Annotated in this window: 22 protein-coding genes; 11 read left to right on the plus strand and 11 right to left on the minus strand. The window is 61.4% G+C overall.

The genetic code is table 11. From position 1 onward, the window contains the following. Nucleotides 1–6: 6 nt before the first annotated feature. Nucleotides 7–462, plus strand: coding sequence for a DUF4440 domain-containing protein (locus tag PW792_02095; GenBank protein MDE1160717.1), 456 nt, complete (start codon nt 7–9; stop codon nt 460–462). Nucleotides 463–499: 37 nt separating this feature from the next. Beyond that, the gene (locus tag PW792_02100) at nt 500–1,273 is read left to right on the plus strand and encodes an ATP-binding cassette domain-containing protein (GenBank protein ID MDE1160718.1); all 774 of its coding nucleotides are present in this window, start codon (nt 500–502) and stop codon (nt 1,271–1,273) included. 144 nt (nt 1,274–1,417) lie between these two features. Here PW792_02100 and PW792_02105 read toward each other — a convergent pair whose 3' ends face one another. The 5 genes from PW792_02105 to PW792_02125 all read right to left on the minus strand — a co-directional run bounded on the left by PW792_02105 (nt 1,418) and on the right by PW792_02125 (nt 5,095). Next, the gene (locus tag PW792_02105; GenBank protein ID MDE1160719.1) at nt 1,418–1,834 is read right to left on the minus strand and encodes a DUF971 domain-containing protein; all 417 of its coding nucleotides are present in this window, start codon (nt 1,832–1,834) and stop codon (nt 1,418–1,420) included. Next, a complete protein-coding gene (locus PW792_02110; protein MDE1160720.1) occupies nt 1,831–2,616 on the minus strand; it encodes a sulfite exporter TauE/SafE family protein in 786 nt (261 codons plus the stop codon). Before PW792_02110 ends, PW792_02105 begins: the two co-directional genes overlap by 4 nt. 135 nt (nt 2,617–2,751) lie before the next feature. After that, the gene (locus PW792_02115; protein MDE1160721.1) at nt 2,752–3,297 is read right to left on the minus strand and encodes a TIGR00730 family Rossman fold protein; all 546 of its coding nucleotides are present in this window, start codon (nt 3,295–3,297) and stop codon (nt 2,752–2,754) included. Nucleotides 3,298–3,317: 20 nt separating this feature from the next. Further along, nucleotides 3,318–4,586 carry a glycosyltransferase family 4 protein gene (locus tag PW792_02120; protein ID MDE1160722.1) on the minus strand — a complete coding sequence of 423 codons (1,269 nt, stop codon included), beginning with the start codon at nt 4,584–4,586 and terminating at the stop codon, nt 3,318–3,320. Nucleotides 4,587–4,765: 179 nt separating this feature from the next. Then, the gene (locus PW792_02125) at nt 4,766–5,095 is read right to left on the minus strand and encodes a hypothetical protein (protein ID MDE1160723.1); all 330 of its coding nucleotides are present in this window, start codon (nt 5,093–5,095) and stop codon (nt 4,766–4,768) included. Between the two features lie 292 nt (nt 5,096–5,387). Here PW792_02125 and PW792_02130 point away from each other — a divergent pair, with 292 nt between their 5' ends. Together PW792_02130 and PW792_02135 are read left to right on the plus strand one after the other, a co-directional pair. Continuing rightward, nucleotides 5,388–8,312: a UvrD-helicase domain-containing protein gene (locus tag PW792_02130; protein ID MDE1160724.1), complete on the plus strand. Its 2,925-nt coding sequence runs from the start codon at nt 5,388–5,390 to the stop codon at nt 8,310–8,312. A 161-nt stretch (nt 8,313–8,473) separates the two neighbouring features. Beyond that, nucleotides 8,474–8,626, plus strand: a complete 153-nt coding sequence (locus PW792_02135) for a hypothetical protein (GenBank protein MDE1160725.1) — start codon at nt 8,474–8,476, stop codon at nt 8,624–8,626. Between the two features lie 77 nt (nt 8,627–8,703). Here the strand turns inward: PW792_02135 and PW792_02140 are convergent, their stop codons facing one another. Together PW792_02140 and PW792_02145 are read right to left on the minus strand one after the other, a co-directional pair. After that, on the minus strand, nt 8,704–9,084 hold the full coding sequence (locus tag PW792_02140; GenBank protein ID MDE1160726.1) for a type II toxin-antitoxin system death-on-curing family toxin: 381 nt from the start codon (nt 9,082–9,084) through the stop codon (nt 8,704–8,706). Further along, nucleotides 9,081–9,308, minus strand: coding sequence for a hypothetical protein (locus PW792_02145; GenBank protein ID MDE1160727.1), 228 nt, complete (start codon nt 9,306–9,308; stop codon nt 9,081–9,083). Before PW792_02145 ends, PW792_02140 begins: the two co-directional genes overlap by 4 nt. 168 nt (nt 9,309–9,476) lie before the next feature. Between PW792_02145 and PW792_02150 the strand changes: the two genes are divergently transcribed. Next, nucleotides 9,477–11,024 (plus strand): amino acid permease, encoded by a 1,548-nt coding sequence (locus tag PW792_02150; GenBank protein MDE1160728.1) that lies wholly within the window; start codon nt 9,477–9,479, stop codon nt 11,022–11,024. 9 nt (nt 11,025–11,033) lie between these two features. Further along, nucleotides 11,034–11,432, plus strand: coding sequence for a ribonuclease E inhibitor RraB (locus tag PW792_02155; GenBank protein MDE1160729.1), 399 nt, complete (start codon nt 11,034–11,036; stop codon nt 11,430–11,432). Nucleotides 11,433–11,445: 13 nt separating this feature from the next. Here the strand turns inward: PW792_02155 and PW792_02160 are convergent, their stop codons facing one another. Genes PW792_02160 through PW792_02170 form a run of 3 tightly spaced genes read right to left on the minus strand, consistent with a single transcriptional unit; the run spans nt 11,446 to nt 13,331 of the window. Further along, nucleotides 11,446–11,913 carry an RES family NAD+ phosphorylase gene (locus tag PW792_02160; protein MDE1160730.1) on the minus strand — a complete coding sequence of 156 codons (468 nt, stop codon included), beginning with the start codon at nt 11,911–11,913 and terminating at the stop codon, nt 11,446–11,448. Next, nucleotides 11,913–12,347, minus strand: a complete 435-nt coding sequence (locus PW792_02165) for a DUF2384 domain-containing protein (protein MDE1160731.1) — start codon at nt 12,345–12,347, stop codon at nt 11,913–11,915. Before PW792_02165 ends, PW792_02160 begins: the two co-directional genes overlap by 1 nt. A gap of 42 nt (nt 12,348–12,389) precedes the next feature. Further along, complete coding sequence (locus PW792_02170) at nt 12,390–13,331, minus strand: catalase family peroxidase (GenBank protein MDE1160732.1); 942 nt, start codon at nt 13,329–13,331, stop codon at nt 12,390–12,392. Nucleotides 13,332–13,445: 114 nt separating this feature from the next. Here PW792_02170 and PW792_02175 point away from each other — a divergent pair, with 114 nt between their 5' ends. The 5 genes from PW792_02175 to add all read left to right on the plus strand — a co-directional run bounded on the left by PW792_02175 (nt 13,446) and on the right by add (nt 18,272). Continuing rightward, the gene (locus PW792_02175; protein MDE1160733.1) at nt 13,446–14,120 is read left to right on the plus strand and encodes a Bax inhibitor-1 family protein; all 675 of its coding nucleotides are present in this window, start codon (nt 13,446–13,448) and stop codon (nt 14,118–14,120) included. Between the two features lie 132 nt (nt 14,121–14,252). Next, entirely contained in the window at nt 14,253–15,326 is a 1,074-nt protein-coding gene (locus PW792_02180) for a Dyp-type peroxidase (protein MDE1160734.1), read from the plus strand. Further along, nucleotides 15,319–16,122, plus strand: a complete 804-nt coding sequence (locus PW792_02185) for a family 1 encapsulin nanocompartment shell protein (GenBank protein MDE1160735.1) — start codon at nt 15,319–15,321, stop codon at nt 16,120–16,122. The genes PW792_02180 and PW792_02185 overlap by 8 nt, the downstream gene beginning before the upstream one ends. Before the next feature lie 138 nt (nt 16,123–16,260). Then, complete coding sequence (locus tag PW792_02190) at nt 16,261–16,986, plus strand: DUF2071 domain-containing protein (GenBank protein MDE1160736.1); 726 nt, start codon at nt 16,261–16,263, stop codon at nt 16,984–16,986. A gap of 266 nt (nt 16,987–17,252) precedes the next feature. Beyond that, nucleotides 17,253–18,272 (plus strand): adenosine deaminase, encoded by a 1,020-nt coding sequence (add, locus tag PW792_02195; GenBank protein ID MDE1160737.1) that lies wholly within the window; start codon nt 17,253–17,255, stop codon nt 18,270–18,272. 44 nt (nt 18,273–18,316) lie between these two features. On the opposite strand, the gene PW792_02200 is transcribed toward add, so the two are convergent. Beyond that, nucleotides 18,317–18,877 (minus strand): hypothetical protein, encoded by a 561-nt coding sequence (locus tag PW792_02200; GenBank protein ID MDE1160738.1) that lies wholly within the window; start codon nt 18,875–18,877, stop codon nt 18,317–18,319. Between the last annotated feature and the right edge of the window lie 207 nt (nt 18,878–19,084).

A 19,084-nucleotide genomic window follows, 5' to 3' on the forward strand; every position in this document is an offset into this window, starting at 1 on the left:
TCCAACATGCTCCGTCGCCTGCTTCTCGCGTTCTTCTGTACGGCACTCGTTGCGCTCCCGGCGTTCGCGCAATCTTCCGACGCCGAAGCCATCAAGCAGGCGATGACGAAATCCGCCGCAGACTGGAACCGCGGCGACCTCGACGCCTTCGCCACCAGCTACAAGAACTCGCCCGACATCCTTTTCATCGGCCACAAGATCAGCCACGGCTACGCCGGCATGCTCGCGGGTTACAAGTCCGCCTATCCCACGCCTGCGAAGATGGGCAAGCTCACCTTCACCGACATAGAAATCCAGCCGCTCGACGCCCACTTCGCCACCGCCACTGGCTGGTTCCATCTCCTCCGCAGCGACGCTGACGGGGGCAACCAGAACGGCTACTTCCTGCTCGTCCTCGAAAAGACGCCGCAGGGGTGGAAGATCATCCGCGACGACACCACGGCCGTTCCCTCAAAGAAGTAGTAAGCGCCGGAAAGCGCTGCCGCAAACCCCAAGCCTCATGAACGAAGTCTTTCTCGAAGCTCGCAATCTGGTCAAAGAGTACGGCGCCGCGCGCGTCGTCGACAACGTCTCGCTCACGCTGCATCGCGGCGAAGCCCTCGGCCTCGTCGGCGAATCCGGCTCCGGCAAAAGCACCGTCGCCCGCATGGTCCTCCGCCTCATCGAGCCCACCGCAGGCAGCGTTGTCCTGCATCGCGAAGGCCAGTCGCTGGACATCCTCGCGCAGAGGCCACGCGCCCTGCGTGCCCTCCGCCGCGACCTCGCGATGGTCTTTCAGGACCCGTATGCCGCGCTTGATCCACGCATGACCGTCCAGCAAACCCTCGCGGAACCCTTCGCCATCCACAGCGTCAAGCCTGCCGAAGGCCTCAAGCCAAAGCTGCACGACCTGCTCCACGAAGTCGGTCTCGACGCCTCCGCGCTCTCACGCTATCCGCATGAGTTCTCCGGCGGCCAGCGCCAGCGCATCAACATCGCCCGCGCCCTGGCTCTTTCGCCCTCACTGCTTGTTCTTGACGAACCCGTCAGCGCGCTCGACGTCTCCGTCGGCGCCCAGGTCATCAACCTCCTGCGCGATCTGCAGCAGCGCCGCGGACTCACCTGCCTCTTCATCTCGCACTCCATGCCGCTCGTGCGCTACTTCTGCCAGCGCGTCGCCGTCATGCAGCGCGGCAGGCTCGTCGAAGAAGGCACCTGGCAACAGGTCTGCGAATCACCGCGCGAAGAGTACACCCGCAACCTCCTCGCCGCGACCCCGGAACTCCCCGCCTAAGCCCTGCTCCCTCTTCTAAGCGCAGCCACGACAACCGTCGCGTAGCTCGCGCTCATGGCGTCAAAGCTCCTCGCCACTACAAAAAGCAAAAGCCGCCGCACACACGCGCGACAGCTTTTCTACGCTCTACCCTCTACGCTGTAACTACTTCTTCCGCTGCTCATCGCAAACGTTCCGCAGGTAATCCCACGAGTACAGCCCCGCCTCGTGTCCATCGTTCCACGTAAAGCGCACCGCATACTTGCCCACCGGGGTCACTTCACGTGGCTTCGCCGGCTCTTTGTAAACCGGAAACAACGCCTTCGGCGCGGGCTTCGGATCACCTGGCTCTAGTCCTTCAGCCTCGCGGGCTTCATGGCAGGTCGCACACGGGCAGGCATCGCGCAACCAGGTAAAGCTCCACGCGCTCTTGTGCCCATCGCGCCACTCAATCTCCATCCCCGTGCCGCCAGTCTTGTCGATCCGCACCTTCGCGGGCTGAATCGCCGTTCCGGTCAGCTTCACCAGTGACGCCTCGTGGGCTGCTTCTTCTGCACTTACAAACTTAATCTCGTGGCTCATGCTGCGTACTGTCTCCAGAAGAAGTATGCGGCAATCACCGTGCCGGTTGCCACCACGATGCCGCGAAGAATGTCGCCGTTCACGCGTTTTGCAAACCGCGCCCCTACCCATCCACCAGCCGCCGCAAAGACCATCGAGATCAGGCAGTAGTGCCATAAAATCGCGCCTTTGACGATGAACGTCACAATCGCCAAGAGGTTCGAACTCGTCGCTGCGACCACCTTCATCGCGTTCAGTTCGTGCATGTCTTCCATGCCGAACAGCGCCAGGATCGTCATCACCAGAAACCCGCCACCGGCCCCGAAGTAGCCGATATAGAAGCAGACAGGGAAGAGCGACAACGCCAGCGGCAGCCACGGAATCGGCCTGTCAGGATGGTGCTTCGCTGACCTCTTCTTCATCCACCGTGACAGTGGCCCGCTAATCCCAAACAGACTTGTCCCGATCAGAATCAACCACGGAATCAGATGCAGAAACGTCTTCTGCTTTGTGTGCAGCAACGTCTCCGCGCCCAGCACCGCTCCGAAGAGGCACGTCCCCAGCACCGTTGGCAACAGATCGCGCCGCACGTCGTTCCGCAACGTTGCGAGTGAGGTCAACTGCCCCGGCCACAGCGCCACCGTATTGGTCGCATTCGCCTGTACCGGCGGAACACCCATGCCCAGCATTGCCGGGAAAGAGATAAACGATCCACCACCAGCCATCGCGTTCATGATGCCCGCAATCGTAGAGGCGGCTACCAGCCAGATGTAGTGGAGATGCGGGATTTCATGGAAATTCATGCATCTCCCATTCTACGAGCTCTCGTAGAGCTCCTGCTCCTGCCACTCCCATCGCTTTTACCGTTGTCCAAGCGGCTCCTCTGCAAAGGGAAAGGGCTGTAGCCAATAGCCACAGCCCTTCTAACCCTTTCCGCTCTACCCCTCCACTCCGCAAAGCTGCAGAGCTTCTTCCACCGTCGTCGCCACAAGCAACCGATGCCGATTCCCGCGTAGCATTCCTTCGCGGTCGCACACATCCAGAAACTCGAGCATCGTGTCATAGAAGCCCGCAACATTCAGCAACACCACCGGCTTGGCGTGGATCTTCAGCGTCTGCCACGCCAGCACTTCATAAAGCTCTTCCAGCGTGCCAAAGCCTCCCGGCATCACCAGGAACGCATCCGACCGTTCTCCCATCAGAGCCTTGCGCGTATGCATCGTGTCCACCACATGCAACTCGCTGATGCCTTCATGCGCCACTTCCATATCCACCAGCACATGCGGAATCACACCCACCACATGCCCACCATCGGCCAGCGTGGAGTTCGCCACCGCTCCCATCAACCCAACCGTAGCTCCGCCGTACACCAGCCCGATCTTTCGCGCTGCCAGCGCCCTGCCCAGCTCTTCCGCCACCGCGCGATACTCCGGGCGCACGCCATCCGCCGCCGCACAAAACACTGCAATGTTCTTGGTTGTCATGCACCCAGCTTACCGCGCGTTTAGCCCAGCAGAAGGTGAAGAAACGACCGCACAGCTTCGCTCGATGGCCCAAACTGCTCCCGCGCCAGCCGAACCGCACCCTGCTCCAGCGTCTTCCGGCGTTCCGCAGAAAGCAGCAGCGCAATCACCTCGTCGGCAAACGCTTCGGCCGTATCCGCCACCGCGATCGTGCCGTCGGTCAGCCCTTCCAGCCCCTGCACGCCTACGCTCGTCGCTACACACGCCTTGCCAAAGCTCAACGCCTCCAGCAGCTTGATCTTGATCCCGCTCCCCACCACCAGCGGCACCACGCACACGGCGGCCAGGTTGTACTCGCCCTCCAGCCTCGGCACGCGTCCCAGCCGCACCACGCCCGGCTGCTGAAAGCCCGCAAGCTCGGCCTGGCCTATCGTCCCCGCCACCACAAACTCGGCATCCGGCACGGCCTGCCGCACTCGTGGCCACACCTCATCCAGAAAAAACGCCATCCCGCTCACATTCGGCAAAATATGGCCGCCCACAAACAGGCAGCGATGTGGCGTCACCTCTTGCGAAGGCTCCTGCAGCTTCATCACAATCGGCTGCGTCATCACCCGCGCCTGCAACCGCTCCCGCAGATACGTCGCCTCGGTATCCTGCGCCGCGAGCACAACATCGGCAGCATTCAGCCACTGCAACTCTTCGGCTTCACTAATTTGTGGGCAATCCAGCGAATCCCCTGCCGCCAGCATCCGCTCCACCCGTGCCGAAAGCAGGTCATGCGCCATGATGATCTTCGTCGTCTCCGCTGGAAGCTCCGCAAACAGCGGAGCCCAGATCGCGTAGTTGGCAATCACGCAACTCGCGCCAATCCTCTCGGCCTCGCGCTTTGCCACGCGCAGCTCCTTCGCGGTCGGCAGCGTCAGGTCCCACGCGTTTGTATACAAACGGTCGCCGTACATCCACTCCATCAACAGGCAAAGTGGTCGAAACAAAGCCACTTTCGTGCTCGCGCGACAAACATCCCGAGCCCACGCCTTCAGCGCAAAGCTCCGCAGCAGTATCCCCGCAGCCTGCACGTAACCCGGCGCACGATAGCGCACCCCTTCAGGCAGCGGCACTCGCGCCTGAAACGCCACTCGCGGCGACCGGCTATACGCCAGCGTCGACAGCACAGTCACCTCGCACCCCTGGGCTCGAAGCAGCTCCAGCAGGGTAAGGATGAGCGTTGTGCTTCCGCTGGTTTCGCGAACTACGGGGTTGCGCGTAACAAACAGCACCGTAGGTCGCACAGGAGTCTCTGAGGACATCCACCATGTATACCAACGCTGCAGCCTGCCGGCACAAAACGAATGAAAAATTCTCCTGAAGCCGGATACGATCCGTCACTCCGTTCACCAGTAAAAGGCTCACAAGCAAAACAAGGAGAGCTGCGACTCAAATCGCAGACTCTCCCTTGCTTCAGCAGATTCTTATTTGGGGGCCGGAGTTACTTCAGCGTGATTGTCGCGTCATTGAACTGACCATCGACGCTGTTCAGCACGACTTCGCCATTGGACCGGGTGATCTTGTCACCCTTCGTCGCGGCAACCTTGGCGCTTGCGCCTGCGGCAACGGTTACAGAGTTTGCACCGACCTGGATGGTCAGAGCTTCGCTGGTAGCGTTCTTCAGCGTGATGTTGACGGTCTTCGAAGACTTGAACAGCATCGCGTTGACGGGCACACCCACATGTGTGGAAGCGTGTGCAGCAACGGTTGAGGTGGAGGCAACGATGGCAGCAGCCATCACCATGGAAGCGGAAAGAAGACGACGGGTCATAGCAATTCTCCTCGTTCGAAAACGAAAGTTAGTTTTGTTCGAGTAGCCCGCCATGGATCAGGCCACTCGACGCATGTTGGACTACGCAGATGGTTCTTGGTTAGTTCCCCAAAACACGAAAAAATCTTCTCGTAACAAACGAAAAAAGAAACCTCATTTCCCTGCAACAAACTGCATCCGTAACCCACCGCGCCAACGTATCTCTATCTCCCCTCGCCTGCTTTCCTCGCCTCTTCCCGCCTTCCTCAGCCTCCCCCGGTAAAATGAACTTGTGGCCGACCTTCTCGCGAACATGAATCCGCAACAGCGCGAGGGCATCGTCTCCGTCGACGGCCCTGTGCTTCTCCTCGCCGGCGCTGGCTCTGGCAAAACACGCGTCATCACGCACCGCATCGCGTACCTCATTCAGGAACGCGGCGTCTCGCCTGACAACATCCTCGCCGTCACCTTCACCAATAAAGCGGCGAAGGAGATGGAGGAGCGCGTCGAAAAAATCATCGGCCACTCTTCGCTCGCCCGGCCGACCATCGCCACCTTCCATAGCTTCTGCGTCCGCGCTCTTCGTCGCGATATCGAAGCCCTCCGCGTCGGTGGCAAAGGCCTCACGCGTTCGTTTGCCATCTACGACGAAACCGACCAGCAGGCCGTTGTAAAGACCGCCCTCAAGCGCCTCGCCATCGACGACAAATCACTCAAGCCGCGCGTTGCGCTCGGCCGTATCTCCTGGGCAAAGAACCACATGATTGACCCGCAGGAGTACTTCCTCGCCTCGGCCAATCCCATCGAAGAGAAGATCGCCCACATCTTCAAGATCTACAAAGACGAGCTCTTCAAAGCCAACGCGCTCGACTTCGACGATCTCCTCCTCGAAACCGTTCGCCTGCTCAAGAGCGACGCCGCCATCCGCGAGCGCTACAACCGCAAGTACAAGTACCTCCTCATCGACGAGTACCAGGACACCAACCGCCCGCAGTACGAGCTCATGAAGCTCCTCGGCACGCACACCAACGTCTGCGTCGTCGGCGATGAAGACCAGTCCATTTACTCCTGGCGCGGCGCCGATATCCGCAACATCCTCGACTTCGAAAAAGACTTCGACAACGCCAAGACCATCCGCCTCGAGCAGAACTACCGCTCCACGCAGATCATTCTTGAGGCGGCCTCCGTCGTCGTCGCGCAGAACACCCAGCGCAAAGGCAAGAACCTCTTCACCGAGCGTGAAGGCGGTTCGCTCATCGGCTTCTACGAAGCCCCCGACGGCGAAAACGAAGCGCTCTTCGTCGCCGACCGCATCGCCAAATACATCCGCGAGGCTGACCCCGCTGCGCCCGCGCCTCCGCGCTGCGCCGTGCTCTACCGCACGAACTCCCAGTCGCGACTCGTCGAAGAAGCACTCCGCCGGTATCAGGTCAAGTACCACATGGTCGGCGGCTTCAGCTTCTACGACCGCTCCGAGGTCAAGGACATGCTCAGCTACCTGAAGCTTGTCCAGAACCCACACGACTCCGTCGCCCTCGGCCGCATCGTCAATTCGCCTCCACGCGGCATCGGCAAAACCACGATGGACACGCTTGAGAACATGGCGCTCAGCACCGGCATGAGCTCCTGGGACGCCATCGCCCGCGCCATCGCAGACAAGCTCCTGCCTGCCCGCGCTCTCACTGCGCTCGGCAACTTCCGCCGCCTCATCGAAGACGCCCGCGCCATGCTCGGCGCAGAGTTCCTCGCAGCTCTCAACGCCGACATCGCCACTGCCGTACAGCCCGCCGTGGCAGCTCCCGTAGAAGACGACGGCTACTTCGACAGTCTCGCTGCCTCTGCCGACACCGCAGACGACACCGGCTTCGACTTCGGCTTCGGTAACGACGCGGCCCCCGCCGCCAGCGAAGACACCAGCTTTGAATTTGCTGCAGAAGAGCCTGCTCCGGCCACCATCGCAGCCAACGACGCCAACACCTCCTTCGACACGAGCTTCAACTTTGACTTCGACTTCGGTCCCAGCGAAGAGATCTCCACCATCGCCCCCGAAAACGCCGCAGCCCCGCTCGACCTCTTCGGCAACGACACGGCCAAGAAGGCTTCGCTCGACTTCAACCCCTTCGCGCCCGCGCCGTTGAAGTCCGCCAGCGACTCCGTCCGCGACAAGAATAAGTCGAAGCTTGACCGTATCGTCGACGCCCAGGGCGGCTCTCACGAAGAAGCCAACGAAAAGGACGAGCGCGCCTTCCGCAAGCCCGGTGACCCCGCCACGCTCCCCGAACTCATCAAGTTCCTCAACGAGCGCTCCGGCTACATCCGCGCCCTCGAAGACGAGGCCACGCCCGAGTCCTTCTCGCGCATTGAAAACCTGAAGGAGCTCGCCAACGCCGCTCAGGACGCCAGCTCCCGTGGCGAAACCCTAGCGGAGTTCCTCGACCATGCCGCCCTCGTCTCCGACGCCGACCAGTACTCCGCCGACGCCCGCGTCACGCTCATGACGCTCCACGCCGCCAAGGGCCTAGAGTTCCCCCTCGTCTTCCTCTGCGGCATGGAGGAAGGCCTCTTCCCGCACTCCCGCTCCATCATGGATCCCACGCAGATGGAAGAGGAGCGCCGCCTCTGCTACGTCGGCATGACCCGCGCCGAAGACACCCTCGTCATGACCCGCGCACGCTACCGCCGCCGCTACGGCAACGACATGCCGGAGGCTTCGACCGCTTCACGCTTCCTCGAAGAAGTCCCGCAGCGCCTCGTCGAAGACCTCGGCTCGCCCGGCGGCGCACTCAGCTTCGGCCACGGCGGGGCCTACGGCTCCCGCCGCCGCGGTGGCGACGATGATTACTCCAATGATTCCGGCTACGACTACGCCGACGAATCGCAGGACCCCAGCTCACGCCCGGCCAAACAGTACGCCTCCCAGCGTTACGGCAGCTCCGGCGGCACCAAGTTCGGCTCAGGCCCCCTCGACAATACCGCCAAGTTCTTCGGCAAAACCGGCACAACTCCCGGCTTCCGCCCAGGAGAAAGCAAGTTCGGCGGCAAGCCGAAGATGACCGTCGCAAACCCTTCCGGCAAGACCGGCAACGCCAAGGGCCAGCGCGTTCGCCACCCCAAATACGGCGAAGGCATCATCTTCGCCCGCGAAGGAGACGGGGATGACGCGAAAATCACGGTACAATTTACTAGCCACGGCATGAAGAAGCTGGTCGAGAAGTTTGCCCAGCTTGAGAAGCTGTAGGGAAGTGCAGAAGAAGGTAGGTCAGGGCTTCCGTCCTGGCAATGGTTCAACCTGACAACGCGGCTTTAGCCGCTGCGGCAAGGTTTGGCCTCTCACCGCACTCACCCGAGCAACTCCCAGCTCTCGCCGCGCAAAATTTTCCGAAAGAGATATCTACAACAATGGCAAACACAAAGAACCTCGAAAAGACCGAGCGCAAGGCAGCTAAGCGCAAGAGCCGTTCCGCAGCTCCTGCACTGGGCGAGCGTGACTACCCGCGCGGCAGCAAGAAGCAGAAGCTCAACAAGCTGGTCCGCGGCCAGTCCAAGCGCTAGTCTCTAGCATCAACAACAAAACGGCAGAGCCTCGGCTCTGCCGTTTTGCTTTTGGCCTCTGCTTTTTGGCTTGCGGCTCAGGGAGTCACGAACTCCGTATGCTGCCTCAGCCACTCTTTGAGCCGCCCAAACTCGAACGTGCCCTCCGCATAAAGCCCCAGCACAAAGACCTCAGCCTCCCGGCTCTTCGCCGTCAGGCTCACTCCGTTGAGGTAGAGAAACGTGTACATCGCTGCGAACGCCGTACGTTTATTGCCATCGACGAACGGGTGGTTCTGCGAAAGGCTCTCCCACAGCGCCGCCGCCTCTTCGATCAGGTCCGCGTAGTATCCCGTCTGCGGGCGAAACAGCGCCGCCTCCAGCAAACCCGGATCGCGAAGCCCATGAGCACCGCCGTAGCGTCCGATCTGGTCATCGTGGATTGCCAGCACTTCCACCACCATCAGGTAGTCGGTCACTCTGCCAGCTTCCGATAGAGAGGCGCAAACTCCTCATGACTGCTCTGATACGCCGCCATCACATAGGCTCTGGGCCGTCCCTGCCGACGCTTCTCCAGCAGGTCTGTCAAAGCCTCATCCACCAGCGCTTGTAGCTGCCGGCCTTCGCTCTCCGCCAGGTCACGTACGGAGCGCAGAACCTCTGAGTTCACCTGTGTAGCAAACTTCTCCCGCGTTTGCGCCATAACAAAACCTCCGTCGTTCTCTTCTGGACACTATCATGACAAATCATGAAGTATCAAGATAAACGTCGCGACAGCGGGCGCCACTCTCGTACCCAACCTCAGAGAGCTTTCGCCGCTACAATCATCACAACCCCGTAAATTACTCTCCGACGGAGCCCCGCGACCACTTTGCCCCGCCAAATCTTCCGCACCAAGTCCATCGACAAGCTGATCGCCGAGAGCGAGAACCCCAACCACGCCCTCAAGAAGACCCTCGGCCCCGTCTCCCTGACGGCCCTGGGCATCGGCGCGGTCATTGGATCGGGCATCTTCACGGTCATCGGTACCGCCATCGGCGGCAATCCGGCCACGCTGGCCAACTGGAAAGAGTCGCCGGTCATCGACCTCATCCTGCACCACGGCCACATCGCGGGTCGCCCCGGCGCAGGCCCCGCACTCGCTCTTTCGATGATCCTCGTCGCGATCGTCTGCTGCTTCACCGGCCTCTGCTACGCCGAACTCGCCAGCATGATCCCCATCGCCGGTTCGGCCTACACCTATACCTACGCCACGCTCGGCGAACTCGTCGCCTGGATCATCGGCTGGGACCTCATCCTCGAGTACGCCTTTTCCAACATGAGCGTCTCGGTAGGCTTCGCGGCCCATTTTGTCGACCTGCTCGACTGGCTCGGCTTCCATCTCGATCCGAAGTGGCTCTCACCCGCCTATCTGCCGCTCGGCCTCACCGACCTGCAGGGCAATACGATCTACGCCAACGGCTGGCACTTCGGTTTCAACATCCCGGCCTTCGTCATCGTTCTGTTGCTCACTGCTGTGCTCGTGCGCGGCATCCGGGAGTCCGCCCGCACCAACAACATCATGGTGCTGGTCAAACTGGTCGCGATCATCGCCTTCATCGGCGTCGGCGCCCACTTCATCCACCCGTCCAACTACCACCCCTTCTCGCCCAACGGCTGGTCAGGCGTCCTCGCGGGTGGCTCCATCATCTTCTTCACCTACATCGGCTTTGACTCCGTCTCGACCGCCAGTGAAGAGTGCCGCAACCCGCAGCGCGACGTCCCCATCGGCATCATCGCCACGCTCATCGTCTGCACCATCCTCTACATCGGTGTCGCACTGGTGCTTACGGGCATCGTGCCCTGGCGCACGGTCATCGGCGACGCTGCTCCGGTCGTCAACAGCCTCAAACGCCTCACCCTGCAGACCGGCTCCCCGCTACTGCACTGGACGCGTCTCGTCGTGCTGCTCGGCGCCATCATCGGCATGGTCTCGTCGATTCTGGTATTCCAACTCGGGCAGGCCCGCGTCTGGTTTGCCATGAGCCGTGATCGCCTCCTGCCGGACGTCTTCTCTTCGCTTCACCCGAAGTTCCGCACCCCGGCGTTCGCCACCTGGTTCGCGGGTATACTCGTCGCCATCCCGGCAGGCCTGTTTGACGTAGGCACACTGGCTGACCTCTCGAACATCGGCACTCTCTTCGCCTTCGTTCTGGTCTCGATCGGCGTCCTGGTCCTCCGCAAGAAGCAGCCGGACCGCCGCCGCGGCTTCCGCGTCCCTGGCGGCCCGGTCTTCCCGGTCCTGAGCGTGATCTTCTGCGTCCTCCTAATGGCGGGCCTCCCAGTCCGCACCTGGGAACGCTTCTTCATCTGGCTCATCATCGGTCTGGTCGTCTACTTCTTCTACTCCCGCAAGCGCAGCGAGTTTTACGAAAAGTAAGGACGTGGCATGACGCTCCGCAAGGAAATCCATATGCTCATGCCGTGGACGCGAAAGGGCTATGAGCTACTTGATCGTTATGACTCATCATCCCCAGCGACAGGGGACCTAAAAGTACTTGAACAGATGCGTGCTCATGGAGCGGATCTCTCAAAGCCGCGCCATGTGGTGCACTACTTCTACTTTCCTAACGATAGTGCGCGCACAAAAGCAGAACAAAAATTGCTTGCCCTAGGTTATGAAGTCAGCCATAGCATTGAGAGCGAGGGCTCTGAGCCCACGTCGCTCATCGCGGAACGAGTAGGTCGCGTAGACGAACATACCGTGTCAGAAGAACGTGACAACCTGACGGGGATCGCCGAAGAACAAAAAGGCGAGTACAACGGCTGGGAGGCCGCGTTGGACTGATGCTGCCTCTACCCTAAATTCTGCCGCTGAACATACGCGGATCAAATCGAAACGGTCTCGTCTGCACTATCTTGATTTGCGAGGCATGGCTATGTTTGGGATTGATCAGAACATTCCATTCCACATCGATCAGCACAGAAGGGACGCGTACCGCGAGCGACTGCTGCGACTTCGCCCATGCGTCCCCTGTTCGCTGCGATAGATCCGTGTGAAAACGCCATTCCTTCGAGAGCTTCTTCGTTGCCAGAAGGTTAGAGCTCAAACCCACCGGAACCTCCGCCTGAAGCGCGATCAGATCCTCCGGTGCTGCATCCACCGGGCCAACGTGCACGAAGAGTTCCAGTGCTGCCAGCGCAAGGCTATCCGAGGTGTAGACCATTGGGGTTCCTGCGGAGTTCCAACGCCCTCCAAGCAGGCGTGCGCCCTCGCCGGTAAATGCCGAAGCCGCATGTCGCTCTCGGCATATCCGCCAAACCAGCATCAGCTATACACTCCGTAATCGATTCGGAGAAGTATGGTCTCTACGCTCTTCGCACCGGCATCCGTATCGAGAAGGTCCAGCGGCACCTCGTCACCGAGGGTCAGATTCGGATTGCTGAGCCATCGCGCGGCAGCCTCAGAACCTCCAAACGTATCCTCAGCCTTTGCAAACACTCTCGCCAACCGCATCATGCGGTCGCTCTCTTCTGCGGAAAATCGCGAGTTATTCGCAAGCCTTCGGCTCAGTGTGCGATCGCTGATCCCGACCACCTTTGCCAGCGCCTTCCGTTCCACCGAGAGCCCTGCAGCAAGAAAAGGCAAGGTGCCAACCGGCAGACCTTCGCGTGTCATCACGCGAAGGTCCGTATCGGTCTCCACCTTGCGCTTCAGGATCTTGCGCCCGCCCAGGACTGTCGCGATTGCCGTAGCCGTCATGCGCCAATTGTCCGCTTTTATCCGCCAAATGGCAAACGCTGTCTAAGCCGCCCGCCGCTTCCGTCCACTCATCAGATAAATCGCCGCCCGCAGCTCCAGCAAAGGATCATCGCTCGGCTCGATCCCTTCCGTACGCGGAATCGGATCGAAGATAATCTGCTTCTGCTCCGTCGCCGTGTCTGCCACAGGAGCCGTCAACGTCAGCGTCCCCAGTTCGACGACCGGGCGGTTCGCAGGCCAGTGAATCGTCGCATCGTCCACCACATCGCCCTCGCCCGCAAGCTGCACTTGCACGCTGAAGACCACCGGCGTCTTGCCCACTCGCTCCACAATCTCATCGATCAGGAAGTCGGCGGCCTTGTCCTTCAGCGTCGCCTCATCGGCAAACTGATTGCCTGTCGCCGGAACCACGCGATACCGCCCAAACTGTTCCTTGCCCTCGGCATCGACGAACTTCATCGCCGTCACGCCAAAGTAGGTATCGGTCGCAAAGCTCGCCGGAGCAGGCTTCGGAGCTTGCACAAACGCCAGCGCCGCCGGGTGCGAACCCAGAAACGCCTCCAGCGGTGACCCGCTCAGGTTCGCCGGATCACTCGCCGCCAGCGCACGCAGAAACTCCAGAAACTCCGCGCCCGTCCGCGTCGGAAAGCCGTCAATCGAGTGGCTCACGATGTCCGTGTGCACATGCTCGGCGAGCATAAAACGAATCGCAAACCCACGCGGATTCGCGTTCGGGTCGTTGTCCGGGATCAGCGGCAACCCCGTCGAGTTCGAAAACCTCACCACCACCGGCGTCGACGGCTGGTTCAGGTGCTTTGCCTTCGAAACCCCCGCCGCGGCTGCGGAAGGCACAAACTCACCCGTCAGCATGATGCCCTTGGCGTGCGCCGGGCGAAATCCCGGATACTCTCCAAAGATTTTGTGAAACTGGTCAATCAGATCCTGGCTCAGCGCGAGCAGCTTCTCATCGGTCGGTAGCGGCATGGGTTTTCTCCTGAGATCGTGGTGCGGGTAGCCATACTCTCGCACAACCGCCTGCGGAACGCGACCACAGAGCCGCAGCAGCGTCTAATAAACTGTGTAGGGAAGGGAACTACCATGCGAACCATCGACGTAACCCGCGGCGTCCGAGTTGTTGACACCCGCTCCACCGCCAGCCTCCTCAGCCAGGTTCTCTGGATCACCGCAGCCGGCTTTGTCACCACCGCCGCCGGAGCCTACGTGGCTCCCGCGCTGCTCGGCGGCATCGGCTTCGGCGCGCTCATGCTTGCGACCATCGCGCTCATCTTCGGCGTCAACATCGCCTCGCGCCGCTCGCCCGGCCTCGCGCTTGTGCTCTTCTACGCCTTCACCTTCCTCATGGGTGTTGAAGTCGGCCCGCTCATCAAGGCGTACCTGCACGTCCCAGGCGGCCAGCTGGTGGTCTTCCAGGCGGCAGGAACCACCGCGCTCGGCATGGCCGTCATGGCTGCCATCGCTCAGGTCGCCAACTTTGACTACCAGCGCGTCGGCCGCACCGCCACGTGGTGCCTGCTTGGCCTCTGCCTCATCGGTGTGCTCGGCATGTTCGTCCACTTTGTCTCGCCGGGCTTGTATGCGTGGGCTTCGCTGGCCATCTTCAGCGTTCTGCTTCTAGTGGATTTCATGCGACTTCGCGACGGTGCCCAGGGCTTGCCCCCGGTCGTCATGGCTCTCAGCATCTATCTCGACGCGTTGAACATATTCATCGCTCTCCTGCAGATCTTCGGCGGCAACTCCCGCTCGCGCGATTAGCAACTCCCGCTCGCGCGATTAGCAACTCTTTGCACAACGCCTGCGCTCGCCCTATCGCGAGCGCAGGCGTTTTCTTTGCAGCAGGGTGCGATACTTGAGACGATTCCTCCTGCAGTTTGCAGCTTGAACGTTATGGACACACCCAACGAACTCAACGAAGTCGTTCTTCCGCAGCCGGTCGTTGGCCCGCTCACGCGCTCGGCCATCTTCCTTACGCTCTGCATCCGCAACGACGACGCGGCTTACGACGCCGTGCGCGATTTTCTGCCCGGGCTCTCCGGCCTCATCCGCGCCATCGAGTTTCGCGACGTCGAAGCAGGCCTCACCTGCATCGCAGGCTTCGGTTCCGGCGCCTGGGACAAGCTCTTCGGCGCTCCTCGCCCCGCCGAGCTGCATCCCTTCAAGGAGCTTCGCTCCGCAGACCGCATCGCCCCGTCCACGCCCGGCGATCTCTTCTTCCACATCCGCGCCAAGCGCATGGACCTCTGCTTCGAAATGGCCACGCAGCTCATGGCCGCTCTCGGCTCCAGCGTAGAAGTCGCAGACGAGGTCCACGGCTTCCGCTACTTCGACGACCGTGATGTGCTCGGCTTCGTCGACGGCACCGAGAACCCGCGCGCCCGCGCTGCTACCGAAGCCGCGATCATCGGTACGGAAGACCGCGCCTTCTGCGGCGGCAGCTACGTCATCGTGCAGAAGTATCTCCACAAGCTCGACGCCTGGAACACGCTGCCCACCGAGATGCAGGAGAAGATCATCGGCCGCAAGAAGCTCTCGGACGTCGAACTCTCCGACGCGGAGAAGCCCGCCTACGCGCACAACGCGCTCACCAACATCGAAGAGAACGGCAAACAGCTCCAGATCCTGCGCGACAATATGCCCTTCGGCCGTCCTGGCCACGGTGAGTTCGGCACCTACTTCATCGGTTACTGCCGCACACCGCGCGTCACGGAACTCATGCTCGAAAACATGTTCCTCGGCAACCCGCCGGGCAACTACGATCGCATCCTCGACTTCAGCACCGCCATCACCGGCGCACTTTTCTTCATGCCCACGGCAGACTTTCTCGACGCCGTCTCCGCCGAAACCCCGAACCCCGCAGCGACCATCGCCCCACCTGCTGCATCTACACCAGAGCCCACGCCCACCAGCGTGCCCGACACCTCACTCAAGATAGGATCACTGAAGGGAGCCAAGGATGAATAACCTTCACCGCGAGCTTGCACCGATCTCCGACGCCGCCTGGGCCGAGATCGAAGAAGAAGCGACACGCACACTCAAGCGTTACATCGCCGGCCGCCGCATCGTCGACGTACCCACCCCCGGTGGCATTGCGTTGCCCGCTGTTGGTACCGGCCATCTGCAGCAGATCGCCGCACCCGGCGAAGGCATCCTCGCGCGCCAGCGTGAGGTCAAGCCGCTCGTCGAACTGCGCGTCCCGTTCACACTCTCTCGTCAGGCCATCGACGATGTCGAGCGTGGCTCCGAAGACTCCGACTGGCAGCCCGTCAAGGACGCCGCGAAGTCCATCGCCTTTGCTGAAGATCGCACCATCTTCGACGGCTACGCCAGCGCCGGTATTCAGGGCATCCGCGAAGCCAGCAGCAACCCCATCGTCTCGCTGCCCGCTGACGTTCGCGACTACCCCGACGCCATCGCCCATGCCATCAGCCAGCTTCGCCTCGACGGCGTCAACGGCCCCTACACTGTCGCTCTCGGAGCGAAGGAGTACACCGAACTCGCCGAGACCCGCGACCACGGCTACCCCGTGCTCGAGCATCTGAAGCGCATCGTGAACGGTGAGCTGATCTTCGCTCCGGCCATCGAAGGTGCTTTCGTGCTCACCACGCGCGGTGGCGACTTTGAACTCACCATTGGCCAGGACGTCTCCATCGGCTACCTCAGCCACACGGACACTACCGTCCAGCTCTACCTGCAGGAAAGCTTCGTCTTCCGTGTTCTCACCACAGAAGCCTCTGTCGTACTCTCTGCAGCGAAGTAAGCAAGAGCCTTCCAAAAAGCCACGGCCCTATAGAGCCGTGGTTTTTTAATCTTCTGCAGCACTGCTCTGACGAATTCCGTTGAACCAAGATTTCAGTTGAACCAAGACGGTTGCTCCTGCATCTTAGGTAGCAGACCTATGTCGACCTTCCTCACAGCCGAGTGGCGCAAGCTCATCATGGCGCAGTACGAAGTCGCGCCCGAGACGCTGACCCCGTACCTCCCCGCCGGGGTGGAGCTCGACCTGTTCGAGGGCAAATGCTTCGTCTCCGTCGTCGGATTTCTCTTCGACCACGTTCGCCTGAAGGGCCTGCCCATCCCCGGTCACACGTCGTTTGAGGAGATCAACCTCCGCTTCTACGTGCGCCGCCCGGAAGCCCCCGACGGCCAGCCCCGCCGCGGCGTCGTCTTCCTCCGCGAGTTCGTCCCACGCTCCGCCATCACCTGGATCGCGCGCGCCTTCTACGGCGAGCCCTACTCGACCATGCCGACGCAGCATCACATCCGCGGCAACGACCACACCCTCTTCGTGGAGTACGGATGGAAGCACCACGGCCACTGGCAGAGCCTCGGCGTCGAAGCCGAACTCGCCCCCCGCGACATCGTCCCCGGCAGCATCGAGGAGTTCATCACCGAACACTACTGGGGCTACACCCGCCGCAAGGACGGCAGCACCTGGGAGTACGCCGTCCACCACCCCAGCTGGCAGGTCTACCCCATCAAACGCTTCGACATCATGGCCGACTTCGGCGACCTCTACGGCTCCTTCATGGCAGGCATCGACCCCAAGCAACCCGCCAGCGTCCTCCTGGCCGAAGGTTCCCCCGTCAGCGTCGAATCCCACTCCGGCGAACGCCTCAAATAAGGCAGAGCGTGGAGGATAGGGATAGGGAGTAGGAAAAGCAGGAAAGTAAGCCCCGGCGTACTCCCGACTCTTCACCACACCTACGCACTGCCATCCCGAACGCCATGGGGAACCCGCGTGTCGCTGACAAGCCATGCTCTCTTCCCGTCCACAACTTCCTTCGCGTCTCCTTTGCGTCCGCTGCGACCTTTGCGTCGAGGCTTTCCTGCTCCCGCACAAACGCCACGCTCTACCCTCTACTCCTCTAAACTAAAGGCATGGCGCGCATGCAAGACAAGATCGACAAAGCCGAATGGCTTCAATGGCTTCCGAAGGCCGAGCTTCACCTCCACCTCGAAGGCTCCATCACGCCCTCCACGCTCGTCGAGCTCTCGCACCGTAACGATGCCGTCCCGCTCACCCTCCAGCAGGCCGCAAACATCTACCAGTACCACGACTTCCCCAGCTTCCTGATGTCCTTCAAAGGCGTCACCGAACGCCTCCACACGCCCGCCGACTACGAGCTCATTACCTACAACATGGTCCGCGACCTTGCCCTCCAGGGCGTCCGCCACGCCGAGGCATACCTCTCCATCGGCATCCTCTACCGCTTCGCCCGCCTCGACGTCGACGACGTCATGCTCGCCGCCGAACGCGGCCGCAAGCGCGCCGAGCAGGAGTTCGGCGTCTCGCTCCTCTGGATCATCGATGCCGTCCGCCACTTCGGCCTCGAAGAGTGCCGCCGCGTCTTCCTCAAAGCCGCTGAGCTCAAGAAGGACATGCCCTCCATCGTCGGCATCGGCATCGGTGGCGACGAAGCCCGCGGCCCCGCACACGACTTCCGCGACCTCTACGCCGAAGCCAAAGCCAACGGCCTCCACCTTACCTGCCACGCCGGAGAATCCACCGGCCCCGAAAGCGTCTGGTCTGCAATCAACATCGGCGCCGAACGCATCGGCCATGCCCTCACCGCGATCGACGACGAGGACCTCATCGACGTCCTCGCCCGCAGACAGATCCCGCTCGAGCTCAACGTCACCTCGAACCTCCGCACCGGCTGCTGCAAAGCCCTCGACCTGCACCCCGTAAAGCGGTACTTCGAAGAGGGCCTGATGATCACGCTGAACAGTGACGATCCACCCTTCTTCGGCGCCAACCTCCTCGAGGAGTACCTCCTCGTCGAGCGCGAGTTCGCCTTCAGCCTCGAACAGATGCGCGAGCTCGCCGCAAACAGCGTCGAAGCCAGCTTCCTCCGCCCCGACCGCAAACTCCAGCTACTCGGCGAAATCGAGCAGTACGGCTTCTAGCCAGAGCGCAGAGGGCAGGATGTAGAGCGTAGAAAGGCTACCCTCTACCTGGGCGCCGGTACCATCACCGCCCCAGGATCGACCTTCGGTATCCCGAAGTGCCCGCTCAGATGCACCAGATCCAGCGGCCTTAGCATCCCGCTTACTTCGATCAAATTCATCTGCTTCGGCCCGCGAATCAGCACCGTAATGTGATCAAAGTCCGCGCCGTTCATATGCATCCAGAGATCGGTGATCGGCTTATTCGGCTGCGCACTTTGCCCGGGAGTCGTACTCGCTTCCACCAGGTGCTTCCACCCGGCAGCGTTGTACGCATCCACAATCGTCTTCATGCTTTCGGGGAGATAGAACGCGGGTTCGTGAAAGCTGTACCGCTCAAACGTGATGCCAGTCAGCGCCGCAGGCGGCAAACTGCCATCGCCTAGAAACGCATCGAGCATATCCCGGTCCAGCGTAAACGCCGTATGTGTAGACGGTTGCGAGCTGATCCCGGCCAACGCTTCGGCCACTCCAGGCGGCTGCTTCTGGGCGGACGCACTCGGCATCACCGCACCAGAAAAAGACGTGACAGCAAGCAACAAGACAGCGAGCAAACTCTTTCGCATGGGCAAACTTCTCCCTCGCCCCGTTAGACCCCACTTCTCCCACAGAAGTTTCGGCCTCTTCATCGCCCGCTCCCGCGCGACCAACTCCCTTTGCATACGTAACGCCTGGACTTCGCACGAAAGCCTGGCCCTACGCCAACGCAGCGCCCTGCCAGAGATCTCCTCTGCATTCTCTCCGTGCCGTTCTCCGCGCCCTCTGCGTTCCCG

It is taken from the genome of Acidobacteriaceae bacterium (assembly GCA_028283655.1).
In the GTDB taxonomy this organism is placed as follows: domain Bacteria; phylum Acidobacteriota; class Terriglobia; order Terriglobales; family Acidobacteriaceae; genus Granulicella.